Origin of the sequence: Streptomyces sp. BBFR51 (assembly GCF_044591655.1) — a bacterium.
Classification (GTDB): domain Bacteria; phylum Actinomycetota; class Actinomycetes; order Streptomycetales; family Streptomycetaceae; genus Streptomyces.
Genome location: NZ_CP172448.1, coordinates 5897579 through 5916748 on the forward strand (window position 1 = coordinate 5897579; position 19170 = coordinate 5916748).

The following is a 19170-nucleotide window of genomic DNA, read 5'->3' on the forward strand; positions in this document are numbered from 1 at the left end:
CGTCGGGGTGGTTACTGATGCGTGCCCCGGGCGGGGCGGCGGAAACCGCCCCGCCCGGGCCCGGGCCTAGACGGCGTCCTTGCGCAGCCGGAACCAGTAGAAGCCGTGCCCGCCGAGGGTCAGCAGGTACGGCAGGTCACCGACCGCCGGGAAGCGGACCCCGCCGAACAGCTCGACCGGATGGCGTCCGCCGAAGGCACTGAGGTCGAGTTCCGTGGGCTGCGCGAACCGCGAGAAGTTGTGGACGCACAGCACCAGGTCGTCCTCGTGTTCGCGCAGGAAGGCCAGCACGGCCGGGTTGGAGGAGGGCAGCTCGGTGTAGGTGCCCAGGCCGAAGGCGGGGTTCTGCTTGCGGATCTCGATCATGCGGCGGGTCCAGTGCAGCAGCGAGGACGGCGAGGCCATCGACGCCTCGACGTTCGTCACCTGGAAGCCGTAGACCGGGTCCATGATCGTGGGCAGGAACAGGCGCCCCGGGTCGGACGACGAGAAGCCCGCGTTGCGGTCGGGTGTCCACTGCATCGGGGTGCGTACGGCGTCGCGGTCGCCGAGCCAGATGTTGTCGCCCATGCCGATCTCGTCGCCGTAGTAGAGGATCGGCGAGCCGGGCAGGGAGAGCAGCAGCGCGGTGAACAGTTCGATCTGGTCGCGGTCGTTGTCCAGCAGGGGGGCGAGCCGCCGGCGGATGCCGATGTTGGCGCGCATGCGCGGGTCCTTGGCGTACTCCGCGTACATGTAGTCGCGCTCTTCGTCGGTGACCATTTCCAAAGTCAGCTCGTCGTGGTTGCGCAGGAAGATGCCCCACTGGCAGCCGGAGGGGATGGCCGGGGTCTTGGCGAGGATCTCGGAGACCGGGTAGCGCGACTCCCTTCTGACCGCCATGAAGATCCGCGGCATGACCGGGAAGTGGAAGGCCATGTGGCACTCGTCGCCGCCCGCGGAGTAGTCGCCGAAGTAGTCGACCACGTCCTCCGGCCACTGGTTGGCCTCGGCCAGCACCACCGTGTCCGGATACTGCGCGTCGATCTCCTTGCGCACCCGCTTCAGGAACTCGTGCGTGCGCGGCAGGTTCTCGCAGTTGGTGCCCTCCTCCTGGTAGAGGTACGGCACCGCGTCCAGCCGGAAACCGTCGATGCCCAGGTCCAGCCAGAACTTCAGCCCGGAGATCATCTCCTCCTGCACGGCCGGGTTCTCGTAGTTGAGGTCGGGCTGGTGGGAGAAGAAGCGGTGCCAGTAGTACTGCTTGCGCACCGGGTCGTACGTCCAGTTGGACGCCTCGGTGTCGACGAAGATGATCCGCGCGTCCTGGAACTGCTTGTCGTCGTCGGCCCAGACGTAGTAGTCGCCGTAGGGGCCGTCCGGGTTGCTGCGCGACTCCTGGAACCACGGGTGCTGGTCGCTGGTGTGGTTCATGACGAAGTCGATGATCACGCGCATGCCGCGCTGGTGCGCCGCGTCCACGAACTCCACGAAGTCCGCGAGGTCGCCGAACTCGGGCAGCACGGCGGTGTAGTCGGAGACGTCGTAGCCGCCGTCCTTCAGCGGTGACTTGAAGAAGGGCGGGAGCCACAGGCAGTCCACGCCCAGCCATTGCAGGTAGTCCAGCTTGGCGGTCAGGCCCTTGAGGTCGCCGACGCCGTCGCCGTTGCTGTCCTGGAAGGAACGGACGAGGACCTCGTAGAAGACGGCTCGTTTGAACCAGTCCGGGTCCCGGTCCTTGGCGGGGGTGTCCTCGAAGGTGTCCGGCACGGGCTCGTTGACGATCATGTGGTGGGTGACCCTCCGGTATGCGGGTGGGACGGTCGCAGAACCGTGCAGACGTGCGCGGGCGTCCGGCCCGGCTCCAGGCGCACATAGGTGGCCCTGCCCCAGTGGTAGGTCTCGCCGGTCAGCTCGTCGCGCACCGGCACCGACTCGTGCCAGTCCAGGCCGAGTTGCGGCATGTCCAACGAGACCGTCGCCTCCTGGGTGTGGTGGGGGTCGAGGTTCACGACCACCAGAACCGTGTTCGACCCCTGCCGCTTCGAGTAGGCGATCACCTCCTCCTTGTCCGTGGGATGGAAGTGCAGGTCGCGCAGTTGCCGCAGCGCCGGGTTCTCGCGCCGGACGGTGTTGAGCCGGGTGATGAGGGGGGCGATGGTGGTGCCCTCGCGGGTGGCGGTGGTCCAGTCGCGGGGTGTGAGCTGGTATTTCTCGGAGTTGTGGTATTCCTCGCTGCCGTCGCGCAGGGGGGTGTTCTCGCAGAGTTCGTAGCCGCTGTAGATGCCCCAGGTGGGGGAGAGGGTGGCGGCGAGGACGGCGCGGGTCTCGAAGGCGGGGCGGCCGCCGTGCTGGAGGTGGGCGTGGAGGATGTCGGGGGTGTTGGCGAAGAAGTTGGGCCGCATGTAGGAGGCGGCGTCTCCGGTCAGTTCGGTGAGGTACTCGGTGAGTTCCTGTTTGGTGTTGCGCCAGGTGAAGTAGGTGTAGGACTGCTGGAAGCCGATCTGGGCGAGGGTGTGCATCATCGCGGGGCGGGTGAAGGCCTCGGCCAGGAAGATGATGTCGGGGTCGGCGGTGTTGATCTCGCCGATGACGCGTTCCCAGAAGAGGACGGGTTTGGTGTGGGGGTTGTCGACGCGGAAGATGCGTACTCCGTGGTCCATCCAGAACCTGAGGACGCGCACGGTTTCGGTGACGAGGCCGTCGAGGTCGGTGTCGAAGGCGACGGGGTAGATGTCCTGGTATTTCTTGGGCGGGTTCTCGGCGTGGGCGATGGTGCCGTCGGGGCGGTGGTGGAACCACTCGGGGTGTTTGTGGACCCAGGGGTGGTCGGGGGAGCACTGGAGGGCGAAGTCGAGGGCGACTTCCAGGTCCAGGCGGGTGGCTTCGCCGACGAAGTGGTCGAAGTCGTCGATGGTGCCCAGGGCGGGGTGGACGGTGTCGTGGCCGCCTTCGGGGGAGCCGATGGCCCAGGGGACGCCGACGTCGTCGGGGGTGGCGGAGAGGGTGTTGTTGCGGCCTTTGCGGTGGGTGGTGCCGATGGGGTGGATCGGGGGGAGGTAGACGACGTCGAAGCCCATGGCGGCGATCGCGGGGAGGCGGCGGGCGGCGGTGCGGAAGGTGCCGTGGGGTTGTTCGGGGGTGCCCTCGGAGCGGGGGAAGAACTCGTACCAGGCGCCGTACAGGGCGCGTTCGCGTTCCACGAGCAGGGGCAGCGGGTCGGAGCTGGTGACCAGCTCCCGCAGCGGATGCCGGGCCAGGACCGCGTCCACCTCGGGCGTCAACGCCGCCGCAAGGCGCGAGGCGGCCGGCCTGCTCTCGTCCCGCAGCGCGTCGACGGCGGCCAGCAGTTCACGCCGCTGCTCGCTCCCGGGCACGTCCGCGGCGGCCCGCTCGTACAGCCGGGCGCCCTCCTCCAGGACCAGCTCGGTGTCCATCCCCGCCGGGATCTTGATCCGCGCGTGATGCCGCCAGGTGGTGACCGGATCGCCCCACGCCTCCACGGTGTACGACCACCGACCGGGCTCGCCCGCGGTGACGGTGGCGCCCCAGCGGTCGGTGCCCGGGGCCAGTTCGCGCATCGGCGTCCAGGGGCCTGGCCGGCCCTCGGGGTCCTTCAGCACGACGTTGGCGGCGACCGCGTCGTGTCCCTCCCGGAACACGGTGGCGGAGACCTCGAACGACTCGCCGGTGACGGCCTTGGCCGGCCTGCGCCCCTGCCGGACGACCGGGCGTACGTCCAGTACGGGGATGCGTCCGACGACGGTGCTGCTGTCCGCGGGAGATGCTGACGAGTGCTGCGTGGCGGGCATGACCGCTCCTGTCCGCGTCAACGTGGGTGGGCGGATGACTCTGGGGAGGTGGGTCCTGCGAGGTGCGTGCGGGGCGTACCGCAGGAGCCTTCCCACACTCTTCGGGTGGGCAATCCGGCACTTTGTTAACTACTCGCGCGTATGTCGACACACGCGACGACACCGACCGAACGTCTCCCGAACGCCTTCCCGGATGCCGCTCCCGCAATCAGTGCCTTCGCGACATGTGCAGCCTTTCGCGCGGGCCGAAGTGCCACAAGAAGGCCGACGGGGAAAGATCCGGCCATATCGACACGCCGGTGGTATTAGCCCGTCCGGCGTTCGTGGACGAGGCCGTTCAGGCCGAATCGGAGGTCTGAGGGCGAAGGCCTCAGCGAGGGACACATCGCGCGGTAACGTCGTCAGGGTGAAGGCGATTCGTCGACTGACCGTCCGTCCCGTTCTCCCCGACCCCCTCCGGCCGCTCAGTGATCTGGCCCGGAATCTGCGCTGGTCCTGGCATCCGGAGACCCGCGACCTCTTCCAGTCCGTCGACCCCGAGTGCTGGACCGCGTCCGGCCGCGACCCGGTACGGCTGCTCGGCACCGTCGGGCCCGCCCGCCTCGCGGAACTGGCCGAGGACCGGCGTTTCCTGCGCCGGCTGACCGAGGTGGCCGACGACCTCGACCACTACATGACCGGCGAGCGCTGGTACCAGGCCCAGCCCGGCCGACTCCCCGCCGCCGTGGCCTACTTCTCGCCCGAGTTCGGCATCACCGCCGCCCTGCCCCAGTACTCCGGCGGGCTCGGCATCCTGGCCGGCGACCATCTGAAGGCGGCCAGCGACCTCGGCGTGCCGCTCGTCGGCGTGGGCCTGCTCTACCGCCACGGCTACTTCCGCCAGTCCCTGACCCGGGACGGCTGGCAGCAGGAGCACTACCCCGTCCTCGACCCCCACGAGCTGCCCCTCGTCCTCCTCAAGGAGACCGACGGCACCCCCGCCCACGTCGCCCTCGCGCTGCCCGGCGGCCGGGAGCTGCGGGCCCGCGTCTGGCTGGCCCAGGTCGGCCGGGTGCCGCTGCTGCTCCTGGACTCCGACGTCGAGGAGAACGACCTCGGCGAACGCGGCGTCACCGACCGGCTGTACGGCGGCGGCAGCGAGCACCGGCTCCTCCAGGAGATGCTCCTGGGCATAGGAGGTGTCCGGGCGGTACGGACGTACTGCCGGCTCACCGGCCACGCCGCGCCGGAGGTGTTCCACACCAACGAGGGCCACGCCGGCTTCCTCGGTCTGGAGCGCATCGCCGAACTCTGCGACGAGGGCTCGGAGTTCGGTTCCGCCCTGGAGGCGGTGCGGGCCGGCACCGTCTTCACCACCCACACTCCGGTCCCGGCCGGCATCGACCGCTTCGACCGCGAGCTGGTCGCCCGCCACTTCGGCCCCGACTCCGAACTCCCGCGCATCGACGTCGAACGCATCCTCCGGCTCGGCATGGAGACCTACCCAGGCGGCGAGCCGAACCTCTTCAACATGGCCGTGATGGGCCTGCGTCTGGCCCAGCGCGCCAACGGCGTCTCCCTGCTGCACGGCGGGGTCAGCCGCGGGATGTTCTCCGGACTGTGGCCCGGCTTCGACGCCGACGAGGTGCCGATCACCTCCGTCACCAACGGTGTGCACGCCCCGACCTGGGTGGCACCCGAGGTCTTCCGGCTCGGCGCCCGGCAGATCGGCGTCCAGCGGGCCGAGGACGCGCTGGCCGTCGGCGGCTCGGACCGCTGGGACTCGGTCGCCGACATCCCCGACCAGAACATCTGGGAGCTGCGCCGCACCCTGCGCGAGCAGCTCGTCGAGGAGGTGCGGGAGCGGCTGCGCGCCTCCTGGCGGCAGCGCGGCGCCGGGACGGCCGAGCTGGGCTGGATCGACGACGTCCTCGACCCGGACGTGCTCACCATCGGCTTCGCCCGTCGCGTCCCCTCGTACAAGCGCCTCACGCTGATGCTGCGCGACCGGGACCGGCTGATGGACCTGCTGCTGCATCCGGAGCGGCCGATCCAGATCGTCGTCGCGGGCAAGGCGCACCCGGCGGACGACGGGGGCAAGCGGCTGGTGCAGGAGCTGGTGCGGTTCGCGGACGACCCGCGGGTGCGGCACCGCATCGTGTTCCTGCCGGACTACGGCATGGCGATGGCGCAGAAGCTCTACCCCGGCTGCGACATCTGGCTGAACAACCCCCTGCGGCCCCTGGAGGCGTGCGGGACCAGCGGCATGAAGGCGGCGCTCAACGGCTGCCTCAACCTGTCGGTCCTCGACGGCTGGTGGGACGAGTGGTACCAGCCCGACTTCGGCTGGGCGATCCCCACCGCCGACGGTGCGGGCACCGACCCCGACCGGCGCGACGCCATAGAGGCCGCCGCCCTGTACGACCTGCTGGAGCAGCGGATCACCCCGCGCTTCTACGAGCGCGGGGCGAGCGGGCTGCCCGACCGGTGGCTCGAGATGGTCCGCAAGACCCTCAGCCTGCTCGGGCCCAAGGTGCTGGCCGGCCGCATGGTCCGCGAGTACGTCGAGCGGCTCTACGCCCCCGCCGCCGAGGCGCACCGCGCGATGGACCCGGACTCCGCCCGCGGACTCGCCGAGTGGAAGGCCCGGGTGCGGGCGGCCTGGTCCGGCGTGAGCGTCGACCACGTGGAGACCTCCGCCGCCACCGCCAGCGCCGAACTGGGCACGACACTGGGGCTGCGGGTGCGCGTGAGACTCGGCGACCTCGCGCCGGAGGACGTGGAGGTGCAGGCGGTCTCCGGCCGGGTGGACTCCGAGGACCGGATCACCGACGCGGCGAAGGCGCCGCTGAAACCGGTGGGCGGCCCCGACCTGGAGGGCCGCTGGGTGTACGAGGGCCCGCTCGCCCTGGACCGCACCGGCCCCTTCGGCTACACGGTCCGCGTCCTGCCCGCGCACCGGCTGCTGGCGTCCGGCGTGGAGACCGGGCTGGTCGCGGTGCCCTCGGGCGACCTGGCGGAGGCGGCCGGGCTGCTGATGCGGTGAGCGCCCGGGCGGCGGCGGGGCGGTCAGTCCTCCTCGTCGCCGCCGCTCAGCCGCCGCAGGACCGTGCCGCAGCGGCGGGCGTAGGCGTGCTGGAAGGCGCGGGCGGCCGGTCCGCCGGCCTTGGCGTACCACTTGGCGGGCCGGCTGAAGGCGGACACGGTCAGCCAGACCGTGCCGTCGCCGGTGCGGTCGACCACGAAGGCCTCCTCGCCGGACTCGGGGTGGCCGGGCAGGGTGCCGTAGGCCCAGCCGGCCCGGCGGGGTTCCTCCAGGGTCCACACCACCCGGCAGGGCGCCTTGATCATTCCGGCGAGGGTGACGGTGACGTCGACGCCGGGCGCGGCGCGCTCCGCGCTCGCGTCGATGCCGACGCCCATCTCCCGGTGCATCTCCCAGGTGAGGACCGCCTCGACGGCCCGCTGGAAGACCGGTTCGCCCTCCCCCAGGCGGGTGCGTACGTGCATGGGGCGGAAGCCGGGCGGGCAGTGGCCCTGCTCGCGGGTGGCGCCGACGTCGTCGTACGTGAAGGACATGGGTCCCAAGAGTAGGGCGGCACCCGGGAACCGCTGGTTCCGGGTGCCGCCCGCCGTGTTGGAGCCGGGGAACCGGCGCCGGTCGGCTCGGCTCAGCTCACGTTGATCGCGGTCCAGGCCGCGCCCACCGTCTTGTACTCGGTGCTGTCGGCGCCGTACAGGTCGGAGGCCGCGCTCAGGGTCGCCGCGCGGGCGTCCCCGTAGTCGGTCGTCGACGTCATGTACTCGGTCAGCGCCTTGTACCAGACCTGGAGTGCCTTCTCGCGGCCGATGCCGGTCACGGTGGAGCCGTCGGAGGTCGGGGAGTCGTACTCCACCCCGTCGACCGTCCGCGCCCCGCTGCCCTCGGACAGCAGGAAGAAGAAGTGGTTGGCCGGGCCCGAGGAGTAGTGCACGTCGACGCCGCCGAGGCCGGAGTCCCAGTAGTCCTTGGACGCGCCGTCCTTGCTGGGCTCGTCCATGTAGCGCAGCGGGGTGCCGTCGCCGTTGATGTCGATCTGCTCGCCGATGAGGTAGTCGCCCTTGTCGGCGGAGCTGTTCGCGAAGTACTCCACGCCGGTGCCGAAGATGTCGGACGTCGCCTCGTTGAGGCCGCCGGACTCGCCGCTGTAGTTGAGGCCCGCGGTGTTGGAGGTGACGCCGTGGCTCATCTCGTGCCCGGCCACGTCCAGCGAGGTCAGCGGGTTGGAGTTGCCCGTGCCGTCGCCGTACGTCATGCAGAAGCAGCTGTCGTCCCAGAACGCGTTGACGTAGTTGCTGCCGTAGTGGACGCGGGAGTAGGCCGCCTTGCCGTCGTTCTTGATGCCGCTGCGACCGAAGGTGTCCTTGTAGAAGTCCCAGGTGACCTGGGCGCCGTAGGCGGCGTCCACGGCGGCGGTCTGGTCCTCGGGGTCGCTGGAGGCCTCGCCGGTGCCCCAGGCGTCGTCCGCGTCGGTGAACAGCGTGCCGGTGCCGGAGGTCTTGCGGGCCAGGTTGTACGTCTTGTGGCCGCCGCGCCCGGTGTCGTACAGCTGGTACGACGAACCCGACTGGGTGGTGCCGAGTTCGACCGTGCCCGAGTACAGGCTCTTGCCGGAGCCGGTCTCGATGCCCTGGTACTCGTGCAGCTTGGCGCCGGTGGCGGCGTCGGTGATGACGTGCAGTTCGTTCGGGGTGCCGTCGTCCTGGAGGCCGCCGACCACGGTCTCGTAGGCGAGGACGGGCTTGCCGTCGGCGGCCCAGACGACCTTGCGGGGCGCGGAGTCGGCCGCCGTCTTCGACGAACCGGCGTCCTTGGCGGCGCTCAGCGCCTGCTGCTCGGCCTTGGCCGCGGCGACCTTCGGCGTGACGGTGGCCACCTTGATCGAGGCCTTCGTCGCCTTGGTGACGCTCTTGGTGGCGCCGGACTTCGCCCGGTGCACGACGAGGTCGCCGCCGAGGACGGGCAGGCCGTCGTAGGTGCGCTCGTAGCGGGTGTGCACGGTGCCGTCGTGGTCCTTGACCACGTCCTTGACGACCAGTTTCTCCTTGGCGCCGAGGCCTATCTCCTGGGCCGTGCCGGCCGCGCCCGTCTGCTGCTCCTGTATGAGCGCGCTGCGGGCGGTGTCCGACAGAAGTACGGGGGCGCCCGGGAGGGCCGCGGACGCGGTGGCGTCGGCGGCCGCGTTGCCGGCGGTCAGGCCGGTGGTGAGCATCGCCCCGGCCGCGACCGCGGTGGCGAGGGCCAGGGTGGTGCGCTTGTGGCGCGCGAAGAGGGAGGACACACAAGCTCCTTCGGTGGGGGGATCCGGTCGGAGTGGGGTCCGGCCGGTTACTGCGAAGTTGTGCGGCGGTGACGGAAGACTGACATCGAAGGCGCGTACATGTCAGGAGGGCGTGATGATGTTGGCCGAAAACCGACGGTGGGTGGTGTGTTGCGGGAATGTGAAGGCCCGTGACCTCGGTCAAGCCACAACAAGACGGGCGTAAGCGCTTGGCAAAAAACCGGCGGACATGGAGAGGGCGCCGCCCCGGAGGAATCGAACCTCCGAAGCGGCGCCCTGACTTGGGTGGTGCGCCCGAGAGCCGTCCGGCCTACGGGAAGGTCAGCCGCCAGGCGTCGATGTAGCCGGTGTCCGCCGGGCCCTGGTCCTGGACCCGCAGCTTCCAGGTGCCGTTGGCCGGTTCGGAGGAGGCGTTGACCGTGTAGGTCTCGTGCACGTCCTCGGCCGGGTCGTAGCCGCTGTTCTTCAGGCGGTACGCCGACCCGTCCGGCGCGACCAGGTCGATCCGCAGGTCACCGCGCCAGCTGTGCACGATGTCCACGCCCACCTGGAGGTTGCTCGGCGCGTTGCCGGCACGGCCGGAGACCGTGAGGGACGAGGTCACCGCGGACCCGTAGTCGGGGATGTTCACGTTCGTGGTGCTCTCGAACGTGGTGCCGTCACCGGGGTCGCCGCCACCGGGCCGCGAGCCGACGTTGATGCCCGCCCACGCGTTCTGCACCGCCGTGTACTCGGCGCTGTCGGTGCCGTACAGCTCGCCGGTCGCCGCGAGGGTGCCGGTGCGGGCGGCCGCGTAGTTGGTGGTCGACGTGAACTTGGTGGTCAGCGCGCGGAACCAGATCTTCTCCGCCTTGGCGCGGCCGATGCCGGTGACCGGAAGGCCGTCCGAGGTGGGCGAGTCGTACGTGACACCGTTGACCGTCTTGGTGCCGCTGCCCTCGCTCAGCAGGTAGAAGAAGTGGTTCGCCGGGCCGGAGGAGTAGTGGACGTCCACTCCGCCGATCCCCGAGTACCAGTAGTCCTTGGACGCGCCGTCCTTGCTGGGCTCGTCCATGTAGCGCAGCGGGGTGCCGTCCCCGTTGATGTCGATCTCCTCGCCGATGAGGTAGTCACCGACGTCGGAGGAGTTGTTGGCGTAGAACTCGACCGACGTGCCGAAGATGTCGCTGGTCGCCTCGTTGAGGCCGCCGGACTCGCCGCTGTAGTTGAGGCCCGCAGTGTTGGACGTGACGCCGTGGGTCATCTCGTGCCCGGCCACGTCGATGGCGGTGAGCGGGTTGGAGTTGCCCGTTCCGTCGCCGTACGTCATGCAGAAGCAGCCGTCCGACCAGAAGGCGTTGACGTAGTTGTTGCCGTAGTGGACCCGGCTGTACGCGCCCACACCGTCGCCGCGGATGCCGGAACGGCCGTGCACGTTCTTGTAGTAGTCCCAGGTCAGCGCCGCCCCGTAGTGGGCGTCGGCGGCGGCGGTCTCCGGGTCGGAGGCGCTGCCGTTGCCCCACACGTCGTCGGAGTTGGTGAACAGCGAGCCGGTGCCGGACGAACCGCCGTTCAGGTTGTACGTCTTGTGGTTGCCGCGCGCGGTGTCGGTCAGCGTGTACGACGACCCGGACCGCGCGGTGCCCAGCGTCACCGTGCCGCTGTACAGCGTGTTGCCGGTGCCGTTCTCGATGGCCTGGTACTCGTAAAGCTTGGCACCGGTGGCGGCGTCGGTGACGACGTGCAGTTCGTTCGGGGTGCCGTCCTCCTGGAGGCCGCCCACCACCGTCTCGTACGCCAGGACCGGGGTGCCGTTCGCCGCCCAGATCACCTTGCGCGGGGCGCGGTCGGCGTCCGGCTGTTCGGCGCCGGCGGCCTTCGCCGCGGACACCGCCTGCGACTCGGCCTTCGCCGCGGAGATCTTCGGCGTCACGGTGGCGGGCCTGATGGCCTTCGCCGTGGCCTTCACGACCTGGCCGGTCTTCCCGGCGTCACTGGTGACCACGAGGTCGCCGCCGAGCACCGGCAGCCCGTCGTAGGTGCGCTCGTAGCGGGTGTGCAGGGTGCCGTCGCGGTCCTTGGCGACGTCACGGACGACCAGCTTCTCCTTGGCGCCCAGGCCCAGGTCGTCGGCGGTCGCCGCCCTGCCGGCGTTGGCGTCGCGGATCAGTTCGGCGCGCTGGGACGGGGTGAGCCCGACCAGCTCGGCGCCCTTCGCGGGGGACGGCCCGGGGGCCGCGGTGGCGGTGCCGGACTGGACCGCCGTGGCGATCAGCGCGGCGACACCGGCCAGCGCGACGGCCGCGGCACGCCGGTGCGTGGCCCGGCGGGAGGCGGCGCGGGAGGTGGCGTGCGTGGTGGTGTGGGAGGTGCGTCTGTGGGGAGTACTGCTGCTCACACTGACTCCTTCTGCGTGGCCGCGGGTCGCGCGGCCAGGGGAGACCGGTCGGCGGGTGGCCGCCCGGGCGGAACTGTGTACGCAGAAACCACGTGCTCGGAGCTGGCCGCGGCACAGCGCTCGTGGGGAAGCTGTGGGGGCGCTGTGGAGGGCCGACGGAAGAGTGGCAGGAGAAAGCGCTACTTGTCAGGAGCGCGTCAGTAAGTTGGCCGGAAATGGTTCGTTGACCGGGCGTTCACGTTCGATAAACGGAATCTTTGCTGTCCCGGTCCGGTTACTGTCCGGCCGGTCAGTATCCGGCGAGCGGCTCCCCGTGCCAGGAACCCCACAGGGCCGCGTACGCACCGCCCGCCGCCACCAGTTCGTCGTGCGTGCCCAGCTCCGTCAGCAGGCCGTCCTCCATCACCGCCACCCGGTCGGCGTCGTGCGCGGTGTGCAGGCGGTGCGCGATGGCGATGACCGTACGGCCCTTCAGCACGGCGGCGAGCGCCTGCTCGGTGTGCCGGGCCGTCGTCGGGTCCAGCAGGGCGGTGGCCTCGTCCAGGATCAGGGTGTGCGGGTCGGCCAGCACCACCCGGGCCAGGGCGAGCTGCTGGGCCTGCGAGCCGTCCGTGGAGTGCCCCTTCGCGCCCAGCTCGGCGCCGAGGTCCCCGGGCAGCTCCCGCACCCACTGCTCGGCGCCGACCGCCGCGAGCGCGGCCCACAACTGCTCGTCCGTGGCCGCCGGTTCGGCGATGAGGAGGTTGTCCCGCACCGTGCCCAGGAACACGTGGTGCTCCTGGGTCACGAGTACGACCTGGCGGCGCAGCCGCTCCGGCCCGAGATCGACCACCGGCACCCCGCCCACCGTCACCGAACCCTCCGTCGGCGCGTCCACGCCCGCCAGCAGCCGGCTCAGCGTGGTCTTGCCGGCCCCCGAAGGACCGACGACCGCCAGCCGCTCACCCGGTCGCACGGTCAGGTCGACCCCGCGCAGCACCTCGCCGCCCCGGTCGTAGGCGTACCGCACCCCGGACACGTCGATACGGTCGTCCGCCGGCACCGCCGAGTCGTCCGCCCTCGCCCGCGGCGCGCGAGCCAGCCCCTCCACCCGGGCGAAGGACGCGCCGCCGGCCTGGAGCTGCTCGGTCCGCATCAGCACCTCGTCGAGCGGCCCCGCCAGCTGCTGGAGGTACACGGCGCAGGACACCACCACCCCGAGGCTCACCGACCCGTGCGCGTGCAGGAACCCGCCGAACAGCAGCACCCCCGCGACCGGAAGCACGTACGAGACGTCCACCGCCGGGAAGAACACACTGCGCAGGAACAGGGTGCGGAAGCGGGTGCGCCGCGAGACCTCCAGCGCCTCGCGGCTCGTCGTCACCCGGCGTTCGGCCAGCCGGAACGCCTCGACCGTGCGGGCCCCCGCCACCGTGGCGGCCAGGCTCTCGGCGACGTCCGAGTTGGCCGCGCCCTCGGCGAGGTAACCGGCCCGCGCCCGGCGCAGGTACCAGCGCAGCGCCAGCCAGGCCGGCGTCAGACCCAGCACCCCCACCAGGCCGAGCAGCGGGTCGAGCACGAACACCGCGGCGGTGAGGAACAGCGCCTGCACGGCGTTGACCAGCAGCTCGGGACCGGCGTCGCGCAGCGTCGTGCCGACGGTGGTCACGTCGGCGGTGCCGCGCGTCGTCAGGTCACCGGTGCCCGCCCGCTCCACCACGGACGCGGGCAGCGCCAGCGCCCGGTCCACGTACCGCTCCCGCACCCGGGCGAGCGTCCGCTCCCCGAACCGGTGCCCCACGTACCGCGCCCAGCGGGCCAGCAGCAGCTGCGCCAGCGAGCACAGCAGGATGGCCAGGGCCATCCGGTCCACGGCGCCGACCCCGCCCCCGTCGCGCACCTCGTCGACGATCCGGCCCAGCAGCCACGGTCCCGCGAGCCCGGCCAGCGCGGCCAGCGCGTTGAGCCCGAGGACCACCCAGAAAGCCCGCCGGTCGCCGCGCACGAGGTGGGCCGCCGCCCGGCGGACGTCGGTGCGCTCGGCGACGGGCAGCTGTGTCATCGGACCACCTCGTCGTCGCGCGCGACCAGGGCGCGGTACCCCGGTTCGCTGTCCAGGAGTTCGCGGTGCGTGCCGGTGGCCGCGACCTTGCCGTCGACCAGGTGGTGCACGACGTCCGCGCGGTCCAGCAGGAGCGGTGAGGTGGCGGCGAGTACGGTCGTACGGCCCTTGCGGGCCCTCTTGAGGCGGTCCGCCACGGTGGCCTCCGTGTGGGCGTCCAGGGCGGAGGTGGGCTCTGGGGCGAGGAGGATTTCGGGGTCGGTCAGGAGGGCCCTTGCGAGGCGGATGCGCTGGCGCTGGCCGCCGGAGAGGTCTCGGGCCTGGGCCGCGACCTGGGTTTTCAGGCCGTCGGGGAGGGCGCGGACGATGTCTTCGGCTGCGGCCGCGTGGATGGCTGCGGTGAGGTGCGCCGATTCATCTGCCTCAGCGGGTCGTTGGGCGTCTGCGGGTGCGTCGTGGCTGGTCGCGCCCACGCGGCGGAGCCGCAACTCGACACTGCCCGCGCCCCTTACCGGCATCTCCTGAGCGCCGATCACATCGCTGAGGGTGCCTGTGAAGAGGTCTGCCTCCGCGTCCGCGATCAGGATGCGGGACCGGATCTGGGGGAGCGGGATATCGGTCAACGGGATGCCGCCCCATGTCACGTCCGACGGGGTGTAGCGGCCCAGGCGGTCCAGTATCTCGGTGGCGTCGGACGGGCGGGACGTGACCAGGGCGGTCAGGCTGCCGGGCAGTACGTGCACTCCCGAGGCCGGGTCGTACAGCACCGAGGGTTCCGCGGGGGCGTCGCGGGCGCCCTCGTCCGGTTCCGGCTCGAGGCGCAGGAACGTGACGACGCGGCGGGCGGCCACCACGCCGCGGCTGAGCTGATGGCCCATCTCGATGAGGAACGCCACCGGCCAGCCGAGCGCCACCACGTAGCCGTACACCGACACCAGTTCGCCCACGCTGATGTGCCCCTGCGCGGCCAGCCGGGCGCCCATCCACGTCACCAGCGCCAGGAACAGCACCGGCAGTCCCACCCCGAGGGCCTGGATCCAGCTGGTCACCGCGCCGACCCGGTAGCCCTGCTCGCGCAGATGCCCCGAGTCCCGGCGGAACGCGTCCGCGACCAGGCCCTTGCCGCCCAGCCCGTTCAGCACCCGCAGTCCGCCCGCGAGGTCGCCGATCCGCGCGGTCAGCACGGACTGCCGCTCCCGGTACTCGGCCTCCCTGCCCTGCAACCGTCCCATGAGCGGGCCGAGCAGCACCCCGAGCACCGGCACCCCGAGCAGCACCACCAGGGCGAGCCGGGTGGACACCGACAGCATCAGCCCGCCGACCGCCGCGTAGGCGACGACCGCCCCGATGCCGGGCCCCACGGCCGTCAGGGACGTGCTGATGGTCTGCACGTCGCCCACCCCGATGGTGACGACCTCGCCGGCCCCCACCTGACCGCGCAGGGCGGCGCCGAGCCGCGTGGCGTGCCCGACGACCACCTTGACGGTGCGGAAGTTGGCGTCCATCCGGACCTTCGTCATCGTGCGGTGGCGCATCATGCCCAGCCACGCGTTGACCCCGCCGACGGCGACCATGGCGCCCGTCCAGAGCGCCAGCGCACCCATGTCGCCGGGCTCAAGACCGTGGTCGACGGCCCGGGCCATCAGGTACGGCGTCGCCGCCAGCAGCACCATCCAGACACTGGACAGCACCGCCGCCCCCAGACACCGCGGCCACTGCCGTCCGACCAGCCACGCCAGGTAGCGCCAGCCGCCCCGGCGGTCCGGTGCGCCCGGATCCTCGTACGCGTCGATCCTCATGCCAGGCTGTCCCGCCAGGCCCGGTGCAGGTCCGCGAACCGGCCCGTACCGGCGATCAGTTCGGCCGGGGTGCCGTCCTCGACGATCCGGCCGTGCTCCATCACCAGCACCCGGTCGGCGATCTCCACGGTGGAGAGCCGGTGCGCGATCACGACCGCCGTACGGCCCTTCAGCACCGTCGCCATCGCCCGCTGCACCGCCCGCTCCCCGGGGATGTCCAGCGAACTGGTCGCCTCGTCCAGGATCAGCACCGCCGGGTCCGCGAGCAGCGCCCGCGCGAACGCCACGAGCTGCCGCTGACCCGCGGAGATGCGACCGCCCCGCTTGCGGACGTCCGTGTCGTATCCGTCGGGCAGGGCGACGACGAAGTCGTGGGCGCCGATCGCCTTCGCGGCCCGCTCGATCTCCTCCCGCGTCGCCTCCGGACGGCCGATGGCGATGTTGTCGGCGACCGTGCCGGAGAACAGGAACGCCTCCTGGGTCACCATCACCACCCCGCGCCGCAGTTCGGGCACGGCGAGGTCGCGCAGGTCGGTGCCGTCCAGCAGGACCCGGCCCTCGGAGGGGTCGTAGAACCGGGCGAGCAGCTTGGCCAGCGTCGACTTGCCCGCGCCGGTCGAGCCCACCACGGCGACCGTCTGCCCGGCCGGCAGCGTCAGCCCGAAGCGGGGCAGCACCTCGCCGCCGGTGCGGTACCCGAAGCTCACCTCGTCGAAGACGACCTCGCGGCCGGGGTGCTCCGACTCCAGCGGCGGCAGCTCCTTCGGCGCGGTCGGCTCCGGCACCGACGGAGTCTGGGCCAGCAGCCCGGCGATCTTCTCCAGCGAGGCCGCCGCCGACTGGTACGAGTTCAGGAACATGCCGAGCCGGTCGATCGGGTCGTACAGTCGGCGCAGATACAGCACCGCCGCAGCCAGCACACCGAGCGCCAGCGTGTCGTCGGCGACCCGGTAGGCGCCCCACAGCACGATCCCCGCGACGGCCGTGTTGGCGACCAGCCGGGAACCGACCACGTAACGCGCCATCTCCAGCAGCGCGTTGCCGTTGGTCCGCTCGTGGCGGCGGTTCAGCACCGCGAACTCGGCGTCGTTGACGGTCTCCCGGCGGAAGGCGCGCACCGGCCGGATGCCGTTCATCGTCTCCACGAACTTCACGATCACCGCCGCGATCGCCGTGGACCGCTGCCGGTACACCCGCCCCGCGCGCCGCCGGTACAGCCGCACCAGCGCGTACAGCGGCACGAACGACGCCACCGCGACGGCGCCCAGACCCAGGTCGAGCCAGAGCAGCAGCGCCGCGATGTAGACGAAGGAGAGGATGACCGTCACCAGCTCCTGGAGGCCCTCGTCGAGCAGCTCGCGCAGGGCCTCCACGTCCGTGGTGGAGCGGGAGATGAGCCGGCCCGAGGTGTAGCGCTCGTGGAAGTCGACGCTCAGCGCCTGCGCGTGCCGGAAGATGCGGCCGCGCAGGTCGAGGAGCACGTCCTGGCTGACACGCGCCGCCGCCGCGATGAAGGCGTACTGCAGCGCGCCCGCCGCCAGCGAGCACAGCAGGTAGCCGGCGCCCACCGCGATCAGCGGACCGTGGTCGTCGTCCCGCAGGGCCGGCACGGCGTGGTCGATGGCGTACGCCACCAGCAGCGGGCCCGCCTGCACCGCCGCCTGCTGGAACAGCAGGAGCAGCGTGGTGAGCGCGACGCGGGCCTTCAGGGGCGCCAGCAGGGAGCGCAGCAGGCGACCGGTCGCGCCCGGCGGGCTGGGCAGGACGTCCTGGTCGAAGAGGGCGTCGGCCGCGCGCGTGTCCGCCTCCTCCGCCGGGTCCCTGCCCTCCGGTCGTTCCCTGTCCGGCGCGGTGGCCGTGGGCGCACTCATCGGCGCTCCCCTTCCCCGGGCACCCCGTGCCCGTCGAGCCCGGACATCAGGTGGGCGTACTCGGTGCTGGTGCGCAGCAGTTCCTGGTGGGTGCCGACGGCGGTGATGCGGCCGTGCGAGAGCAGGGCGACGCGGTCGGCGAGCAGGACGGTGGAGGGGCGGTGGGCCACGATCAGGGCCGTGGTGTCCGCGAGGACCTGCCGCAGGGCGGCCTCCACGGCGGCCTCCGTGTGCACGTCCAGCGCGGACAGCGGATCGTCCAGGACGAGGAACCTCGGTCTGCCGACCACCGCCCGGGCGAGCGCGAGGCGCTGGCGCTGGCCGCCGGACAGGCTGAGGCCCTGCTCGCCGACCTGGGTGCCGGTGCCCTCGGGAAGGGCGTGCGCGAAGTCGGCCTGGGCGACGGCCAGCGCCCGCCCCAGCTCCTCGTCACCGGCGCCGTCACCGGCCCCCATCAGCACGTTCTCGCCGACGGTCGCCGAGAAGAGGGTGGGCTCCTCGAAGGCCACGGCGACCATGGAGCGCAGCTCCTCGCGGGACAGGGCGGTGATGTCCTCGCCGTCCAGCGTGATCCGGCCCTCGGTCACCTCGTGCAGGCGCGGGACGAGCGCGGTCAGCGTCGTCTTCCCACTGCCGGTCGCGCCGACCAGGGCCATGGACTCACCGGGGCGGATGTGCAGGTCGACGTCCGTCAGGAGGGGCGGGGAGCCGGGGGGCGCGTCAGGATAACGGAACCGTACGTGCTCGAACCGCAGGCCTTGTAGCTGACCGGCGCCGGTGCCGACCTCGGGGAGGGGGCGCGGCCCGGCGTAGCGGGGTGCTGCTGCGCCCACCCTCCCCCACTCTCGGCTTCGCTCGAGCGGGGGGACCCCCATCGCCCCAGCGGCACGACTGCCCGCAGCTGGGTCGGCTTCCACCTCCGCGTCCATCACCTCGAAGTACCGGTCCGTGGCCGTCGCCGCCTCCTGGCTCATCGCCAGCAGGAAGCCGATGGACTCCACCGGCCACCGCAGGGCCAGCGCCGTGGACAGGAACGCCACCAGCGTCCCCGCCGACAGCGACCCGTCCGCCACCTGCACCGCCCCGACGACCAGCGCGGCACCGATCGCCACCTCCGGCAGCGTCACGATGACCGCCCAGATGGCCGCCAGCAGCCGTGCCTTGCGCAGCTCCGTCCCGCGCAGCGTGTGCGACAGCTCGTGGAAGGCCCGGGCCTGGCTGCGGTGCCGGCCGAACCCCTTGATGATCCGGACGCCGAGCACGCTCTCCTCGACCACGGTCGTCAGATCCCCGACCTGGTCCTGCGCGCGCCGCGCCACCGCGGAGTACTTCTTCTCGAAGATGCCGCAGGTGATCATCACCGGGATGGCGGGCCCGAGGATGACCAGCCCCAGCGTCCAGTCCTGGACCAGCATGATGCCCACGCCGACCAGGATCGTCACGCCGTTGACCAGCAGGAACGTCAGCGGGAAGGCGAGGAACATGCGGAGCAGCATCAGGTCGGTCGTCCCGCGCGACAGCAACTGCCCCGAGGCCCAGCGGTCGTGGAAGGCCACCGGCAGCCGCTGCAGATGACGGAACAGATCCGCCCGCATCCCCGCCTCGACCCCCGCCAGCGGCCGGGCCACCAGCCACCGCCGCAGCCCGAACAGCAGCGCCTCCGCGAGGCCGAGGAGCAGCAGGTACAGCGCCCCGAGCCACACGCCCGCCGGATCGCGGTCGGCGACCGGCCCGTCCACCATCCACTTGAGGACGAGCGGGATCACCAGACCCACGCAGGAGGCGAGGATCGCCACGAACGCCGCGGTCCCCAACCGCGCGCGAACCGGCCGGACATAGGGCCACAGCCGCAGCAGGGCACGTACGGTGGAACGCCTCTCGGCAGGGTCCGGGGCGAGATCCGTGGCGGGTGCAGGTGTCGTGGGCATCAGCAGCGAGCCTACGGTTCACCACTGACAGAGCCCACCGAGTTTTCGCGCGCACCGGGGTCG

10 protein-coding genes are annotated in these 19170 nt (G+C 71.7%); 1 reads left to right on the forward strand and 9 read right to left on the reverse strand.

The window, feature by feature from the left end; all coding sequences use genetic code 11:
• Positions 1–66: 66 nt before the first annotated feature.
• Both treS and ACGH7X_RS27120 read right to left on the reverse strand, forming a co-directional pair.
• The gene (gene treS / locus ACGH7X_RS27115) at positions 67–1767 is read right to left on the reverse strand and encodes a maltose alpha-D-glucosyltransferase (RefSeq protein ID WP_399889197.1); all 1701 of its coding nucleotides are present in this window, start codon (positions 1765–1767) and stop codon (positions 67–69) included.
• On the reverse strand, positions 1764–3791 hold the full coding sequence (locus ACGH7X_RS27120) for an alpha-1,4-glucan--maltose-1-phosphate maltosyltransferase (RefSeq protein ID WP_399889200.1): 2028 nt from the start codon (positions 3789–3791) through the stop codon (positions 1764–1766). The genes treS and ACGH7X_RS27120 overlap by 4 nt, the downstream gene beginning before the upstream one ends.
• A gap of 406 nt (positions 3792–4197) precedes the next feature.
• On the opposite strand from ACGH7X_RS27120, the gene ACGH7X_RS27125 reads away from it, so the two are divergent.
• A complete protein-coding gene (locus tag ACGH7X_RS27125; protein WP_399889203.1) occupies positions 4198–6816 on the forward strand; it encodes a glycosyltransferase family 1 protein in 2619 nt (872 codons plus the stop codon).
• Between the two features lie 23 nt (positions 6817–6839).
• Here ACGH7X_RS27125 and ACGH7X_RS27130 read toward each other — a convergent pair whose 3' ends face one another.
• From ACGH7X_RS27130 to ACGH7X_RS27160, 7 genes are all read right to left on the reverse strand, one after another.
• Positions 6840–7349 (reverse strand): DUF1990 family protein, encoded by a 510-nt coding sequence (locus tag ACGH7X_RS27130; RefSeq protein WP_399889206.1) that lies wholly within the window; start codon positions 7347–7349, stop codon positions 6840–6842.
• A gap of 92 nt (positions 7350–7441) precedes the next feature.
• Complete coding sequence (locus ACGH7X_RS27135; protein ID WP_399889209.1) at positions 7442–9091, reverse strand: M4 family metallopeptidase; 1650 nt, start codon at positions 9089–9091, stop codon at positions 7442–7444.
• 310 nt (positions 9092–9401) lie between these two features.
• Entirely contained in the window at positions 9402–11468 is a 2067-nt protein-coding gene (locus ACGH7X_RS27140) for a M4 family metallopeptidase (protein ID WP_399889212.1), read from the reverse strand.
• A 289-nt stretch (positions 11469–11757) separates the two neighbouring features.
• Positions 11758–13509, reverse strand: coding sequence for an ABC transporter ATP-binding protein (locus tag ACGH7X_RS27145; protein WP_399889215.1), 1752 nt, complete (start codon positions 13507–13509; stop codon positions 11758–11760).
• The gene (locus ACGH7X_RS27150) at positions 13506–15308 is read right to left on the reverse strand and encodes an ABC transporter ATP-binding protein (RefSeq protein ID WP_399889218.1); all 1803 of its coding nucleotides are present in this window, start codon (positions 15306–15308) and stop codon (positions 13506–13508) included. Before ACGH7X_RS27150 ends, ACGH7X_RS27145 begins: the two co-directional genes overlap by 4 nt.
• Positions 15305–17179 carry an ABC transporter ATP-binding protein gene (locus tag ACGH7X_RS27155; RefSeq protein ID WP_399889221.1) on the reverse strand — a complete coding sequence of 625 codons (1875 nt, stop codon included), beginning with the start codon at positions 17177–17179 and terminating at the stop codon, positions 15305–15307. The genes ACGH7X_RS27150 and ACGH7X_RS27155 overlap by 4 nt, the downstream gene beginning before the upstream one ends.
• Entirely contained in the window at positions 17176–19107 is a 1932-nt protein-coding gene (locus ACGH7X_RS27160; protein WP_399889224.1) for an ABC transporter ATP-binding protein, read from the reverse strand. The genes ACGH7X_RS27155 and ACGH7X_RS27160 overlap by 4 nt, the downstream gene beginning before the upstream one ends.
• Positions 19108–19170: the final 63 nt, after the last annotated feature.